The sequence below is a fragment of the Mesorhizobium sp. M5C.F.Ca.IN.020.32.2.1 genome (assembly GCF_004023105.1).
Taxonomy (GTDB): Bacteria; Pseudomonadota; Alphaproteobacteria; order Rhizobiales; family Rhizobiaceae; genus Mesorhizobium; species Mesorhizobium wenxiniae.
In genome coordinates, this window is sequence record NZ_RZSX01000357.1 from 596 (window position 1) to 6,095 (window position 5,500).

6 protein-coding genes are annotated in these 5,500 nt (G+C 61.7%); all 6 read right to left on the minus strand.

The genetic code is table 11. The features are described from left to right. On the minus strand, positions 1-220 hold a 220-nt coding region (locus tag EOA86_RS39450), incomplete at its 3' end, for a hypothetical protein (RefSeq protein WP_206630065.1). Between the two features lie 179 nt (positions 221-399). Next, the gene (locus tag EOA86_RS18405) at positions 400-1,101 is read right to left on the minus strand and encodes a substrate-binding domain-containing protein (protein WP_128342966.1); all 702 of its coding nucleotides are present in this window, start codon (positions 1,099-1,101) and stop codon (positions 400-402) included. Continuing rightward, positions 1,098-2,039 carry an NAD(P)-dependent oxidoreductase gene (locus EOA86_RS18410; protein ID WP_128342968.1) on the minus strand — a complete coding sequence of 314 codons (942 nt, stop codon included), beginning with the start codon at positions 2,037-2,039 and terminating at the stop codon, positions 1,098-1,100. The genes EOA86_RS18405 and EOA86_RS18410 overlap by 4 nt, the downstream gene beginning before the upstream one ends. Positions 2,040-2,057: 18 nt before the next feature. Beyond that, positions 2,058-3,773: a dihydroxy-acid dehydratase gene (locus EOA86_RS18415; RefSeq protein WP_128342970.1), complete on the minus strand. Its 1,716-nt coding sequence runs from the start codon at positions 3,771-3,773 to the stop codon at positions 2,058-2,060. 33 nt (positions 3,774-3,806) lie between these two features. Next, complete coding sequence (locus EOA86_RS18420) at positions 3,807-4,883, minus strand: NAD/NADP octopine/nopaline dehydrogenase family protein (protein ID WP_128342972.1); 1,077 nt, start codon at positions 4,881-4,883, stop codon at positions 3,807-3,809. 82 nt (positions 4,884-4,965) lie between these two features. Then, a partial coding sequence (locus EOA86_RS18425; RefSeq protein WP_206630066.1) for a (2Fe-2S)-binding protein occupies positions 4,966-5,500 on the minus strand: 535 nt, incomplete at its 5' end.

Sequence of the window (5,500 nt, forward strand, 5' to 3'; positions counted from 1 at the left end):
CTACAGTTGCGGCTTGGACAACGCCCGCTTTCAAACGCATCGAAGTCAGTTCCTCACCTCTATCGAGGTCCCCTGCCTCTTCTTTTTTCGAGATGAGTAACCATTGAAGATTTGCACGTCCAATCAGAAAAAACCGGCTAGTCATACGGAAACGTAATGTCGCGCCGCGGAGCGTCACGCCCAGTTCACACGACGGCAGCCCCATCGAGACGACGCTCAAATTGCTACGGGCGGTGCTTGTGAGCCCTCTGCGCGTTCTCGATGACGCATGCCGCGCAACTGGTGATCGGCAAGGAACGATGGTTGGATCGCAATTCCGCGACCGGTGCCACGTACGGAGCATTACTTCGCTGCGCGCTCCGCACGTAGCGACTGCTCCTCGGCGTGGAGCTCGGATCGTCAGACAGGCTGCAGGCCAGCGGCCCGGAGTTGGCTTCTGCCGTCCTCCGATGTCAGAGCTGCGGTGATCGCATCGAGGGCGTCAGGACTGGCCGATCTGGTAGCCGAAGCGGCGGAAAATACCGTCAGGCATTGTGCCTCGTCTGGCAGGGGTGTGATCGGGCCCAGGCCACCGACCGCATGCAGCTCGCTCAGTTGCTGGATGGCTATTTCCGCCTGTCCCTTTGCTACGAACTCTCCGGTAAAGCCGGCGGGGGAGATGATGGCCTTGCGCCTCACAAGCTCTTCGATGTCGAGCCGGCGTATGAGCTCGGCGAAGAAGATGCCGCTCGCGCCGCTAGCCGAATAGGCAATTGATCCGGTCCCGACCAGGACGTCGCGCAGCTTCTCGGGCGTGCTGATATCGATAGCCGATGCACCTATGGCCTGGGCAATGCCGATCGATGATATGGCGATGTCTTGGTAGTTGGGGTTCAAGATTCCTTCCTCAACCAACCGAAGAATCCCCTCCCTGGTGAGAACCACGACATCGGCCTGTTCGCCGTTCCGTAGACGATCCAGCAGAATCTTGGTTGGGGCGAAAGTCAGGCGAAGATTCCGGCCGTCGAGTGTTGATCCGATGGATTCCATGACGGTCTGCAGCGCCAGGGTGGATGCGAGCGTGATTGTTTTTCCCTGACTCGTAGACACCTTCGGGGTCACGGCTTTGCGATTTCGTTGTATGAATGCGCGGCGGAGTCGAAGCCCGGAGATCGAAACTCCACCCCCAGCAACTCCTCGAAGGACTTCACCATGGAGCCCTTGTCCCCGGCGCCGTGCCCGCGCAGCAGGGTCATCTGGTAGGAGGCTGTCGCAGCGGCCGTAACGGGCAGGGGAACGCACAGCTCCGACGCGATCTGAGCGCAGCTGACGAGATCCTTGTAAGCCGCGCTCATCGGATAGCCCTGCGAGAAGTCTCCCGAAAGAATGCGCGGTATGAAGAATTCGGAGGCGAAGCTCCTACCTGTTCCGCTATTGATCACTTCGCCGATGCGATCGGGATCAAGGCCGAGTTTCGACGACAGCGGAAGGATCTCCGCCAGGGCCGCCGCGTTGACGTTGAAAAGCAGCTGGTTGATGAGCTTGGCAAGCTGGCCATTGCCCACCTTTCCCATGTAGAGCACCCGGCTCGAAAAAGAAGAAAACACGTCGCCGACGTCTTCGAACGTCTTCCGATCTCCGCCGCACATCACGGTGAGGGTGCCTTCACGGGCACGGCTGGCCATGCCGGAAACCGGTGCATCGAGGAATTGGATGCCTCGATCGGCCAGGCGCCCCGCGATAGTGAGCGTTTGCGCGTATCCCGTGGTACTCAGATCCACTAGGATCCGACCGGGTCGCAGCGTGTCCAACAGACCCTCGCCGAAAAGCAGGCTCTCGATCGCCTTTGCATCGGGGAGACAGGTGAAGATGATGTCGGCCTCGCCCAATGCGATCGGATCGGCCGCGGCCAGGGCGCCAAGTTGTTGGAACTCCGCTCGAATAGCTTCCGACCGTCCGACAACGATCAGGTTGCCGTGGGCCCTCAGCAAATTCAGAGCGATCGGCTTGCCCATCTGCCCAAGCCCCACAATGCCGATCTTCATCGTCGCCTCTCTCATGCCGAGCAGGTGATGGGTTCAAGGGCTCGCGGGATTGGCGCGAAGGAAATTGAAGTCGCATCCCTGATCGGCTTGGAGAACCTCCCGGTAATAAAGGCTCTTGTAACCACGGGGCGGAACCATCGTATCCGGCGCGGCAGATCCGCGCCGCCGCTCCAGTTCGGTGTCCTCGACCAGGACATCGATGCGGCGTTCGCTGACCGACAGGCGGATCAGATCGCCATTGCGGATCAGGCCAAGCGGGCCGCCGGATGCGGAGTCGGGCGCGACATGGAGAACGATCGTCCCATATGCGGTGCCGCTCATGCGGGCATCGGAAATGCGAACCATATCCTTCACCCCCTGTGCGGCCAGCTTCCTTGGGATGGGCAGATACCCGGCCTCCGGCATGCCGGCCGCGCTCTTGGGCCCGGCATTCTGAAGAACCAGGAAATCGTCGGGTCTGACGTCGAGATCAGGGTGGTCGATACGGGCGGCCAGATCCTCCAGCGAGGTGAAGACGACTGCCCGTCCCTGCCTTTCGAAGAGCACGGGATCCGCCGCCGCGCGCTTGAGGATCGCTCCCCGGGGAGCGAGATTACCGAACAGTGCGACGAGCCCGCCCTGGGGCTGCAGCGGGTCCGACTGCGAGCGGACGACATTGCGATCGACATGGTCGCCGCGAGCATCGAGGCGCTGCCCGAGCGTTTCGCCCGAAACCGTCATGCAGTCCAGATTGAGAAGCGGGCGCAGTTCCCGCAGCACCGCCCCAATCCCGCCGGCGGCATGCAGGTCTTCCATGTAGAACGGGCCCGTGGGCTTGAGGTCCACCAGAACGGGCGTCGTATCCGAGAGCCGATTCAGCCATTCCAGATCGACCTCGATTCCCATGCGTCCGGCAATGGCGGTGAGATGGATGATGGCATTGGTCGAACCACCGATAGCCAGCAGGACCCGAAGGGCATTTTCGACGGAGTCGCGCGTGATGATCTTGTCGATGGTCGTCCTTGTGCGGATCAGCTCGAGCGCGGCAGTCCCCGAGGCTTCGGCCGCCCGAAGCCGGTCGGCATGAACCGCGGGAATGGCCGCCGTGCCGGGGAGCATGATGCCGAGGGCCTCCGCTATGGAGGCCATCGTGCTCGCCGTGCCCATGACGGCGCATGTGCCGCTGGTCGTCGCGAGATTACCTTCCACCTCCTCGATCGTCCGCCGATCGATGTCGCCGCCCCGGAATTTGGCCCAGAACCGGCGGCAATCCGTGCAGGCGCCAAGGCGCTCGCCTCGCCAGCGTCCAGTCATCATGGGACCGGTGACCACCTGGATCGTTGGCAGTCCTGCGGACGCCGCGCCCATCAGCTGCGCCGGAACCGTTTTGTCGCATCCGCCGACGAGCACCACCGCGTCCATCGGCTGCCCGCGGATCATCTCCTCGGTGTCCATCGACATCAGGTTGCGGAAGAAGAGGCTGGTGGGAGAAAGAAACACTTCCCCGAGCGAAATCGTCGGAAACTCCAGCGGCAGGCCGCCAGCCGCGAGAACCCCTCGCTTCACGGCCGCCACGAGTTCCGGCACGCCGCGGTGGCAATTGTTGAATTCGCTATAGGTGCTCGCGATACCGACGACTGGCTTTCTGAGCAGGTCGGTCGAAAAGCCCATGGACCGGGCCATAGACAGCCGCAGATAGCGGGCAAAGTCGCGATCGCCATAGTTGGTGAGACCGTTTGCCAGTCCGCCAAAATCCTTGGTCTCGCTCATGTCCTCGTCTCCGGAGGTGCCGACCGGCGGCGGTCAGCGTGTTACGCCAGCATAGCCGTTGGCCATCAGGGTCGTCATTGAACCCACTTCGAGGGGATTGATCTCGGTGAGCAGGTCGTTGTCGGCCGCGAAGTCGCGTCCGTAGCATGCGCTGATGATGTTCAGCGAACTTTGATGCAGCGGCATGGCCACGCCCGCAAGCTTGGCGAGATAGATGGTCGGCACAATGCCGTATGGCACGTCTTCGGTGATCCAGCGCGTGTCGAGGCCAGTGGGTCCGACCGGGTCGCTGCCGCGTCCCACCTGCTTCGCGCAAATCTCGGTAACCGACTCGCCGGTGATACCGTAGGAAAGTCGATAGTGATCGAAGATCGTCCTGACGGACTTGCCTAAGGCGTTGGCGACAGCGAGCCGCTCCTTGTCCAGCGCTTCGATGCATTTCCCGACGGTAGACGTCACCATCGTATTCTGCAGCCAGCTTTCGTTTCGCTCTATCCTCGTCAGGTTACAGAGCGCTTCCGCGAGGTGAGCTTGAGGATTGATGTTGCTGAGTGCGATCGTGAGGATGTCGTCCTTGGGTGCGAAGCGGTCGCCGAACAGGCCGACGCAGATGTCCAGGGCACGCGCCGCATGACGAGCTGGAAGCGTCGCCATGTCTACCGTGGACCGGAGGGCGCCAACATTGATGTGATTGGCGCCGCGTGGCTTGCCGGTGAGGACGGTCGTACTCCAGGCGACGATCGGAATGTCGACGCCGCGCTCCGCGAGCTTCTTGGAGAGATAAAGCGCCGCGAAGGAAAGATGTCCGCTGATTATGATAGTGTGGCGTTGCTCGACAAAGGGAATCAGGGCGTCCAGGACGCGTCGGTGACCGTAGGCCGGCAGGGCGAGCACGATCACATCGGCTTTCGCCAGCTCCTCAGCGGAGGTGCAAGTCCTTGGACTGAAGGATCCCTCGACGGCCCCGGTGACGATCATGGCTTCGCCATTCCGAAGGGCCTCGCTTCGTTTGCCAGAGGGAGACCATACGGAGGCATCGTGGCCGTTGAGCAATAGGAAGGCCGCGTAGCCCATGCCGATATTGCCCGCCCCTACGATTCCAACTTGCATCTACTCTTTTCCATTTTGGGGGATTAAACGCGATCGAAAATCGCTGTCACTGCGGGGCAACCACAGGCGCAGGTTTCATGGACTATTGCTCTATTTCCGTAGCCTCGAATTCGGCCAGCATGGAGACGGTCAACGGAACGAATGGCGGCCGCGGATAATAGAGGCCAACTTGGTCGGCCGGCAGGCCACCAACCGACTTGACCAGTTCATGAACCGGGTATCCGCATTGCCGGCCCTGACATGGACCCATTCCGGCGCGCGTGAAGGTCTTGAGCTGGTTGGGACCCTTGCAGCCAGTGCGAACGGCGGCGTTCCTCAAGCCCCCGGCGGTCAGTTCCTCGCAGCGGCACAGGATCGTCGCATCCTCTGGCTTTGCGAGGGCAATGTTGGGAGGATAGACGCCATCGAGAAAGCTGCGGAAGGACTTTTGCAGCGCGTGCATGCCGCGAAGCCGTGCCGCGTCTGCCCTGGCTTGTTTCGGCCGCAACAGGCCATTGTGGAGAAGAATTCCAATCGCTGCGATTTCGCCTTCGATCTCGGCATTGACCGCGCCGCCGATCCGCGCACTGTCGCCGGCGAGATACAATCCCTCCAGTCCGGCGTTCATCCATTGGTCG

Bases quoted from the DNA above. Each gene is read 5' to 3' on its own strand.
- EOA86_RS18420 (WP_128342972.1), bottom strand. From the start codon at position 4,883: ATGCAAGTTGGAATCGTAGGGGCGGGCAATATCGGCATGGGCTACGCG.
- EOA86_RS18410 (WP_128342968.1), bottom strand. From the start codon at position 2,039: ATGAGAGAGGCGACGATGAAGATCGGCATTGTGGGGCTTGGGCAGATG.
- EOA86_RS18415 (WP_128342970.1), bottom strand. From the start codon at position 3,773: ATGAGCGAGACCAAGGATTTTGGCGGACTGGCAAACGGTCTCACCAAC.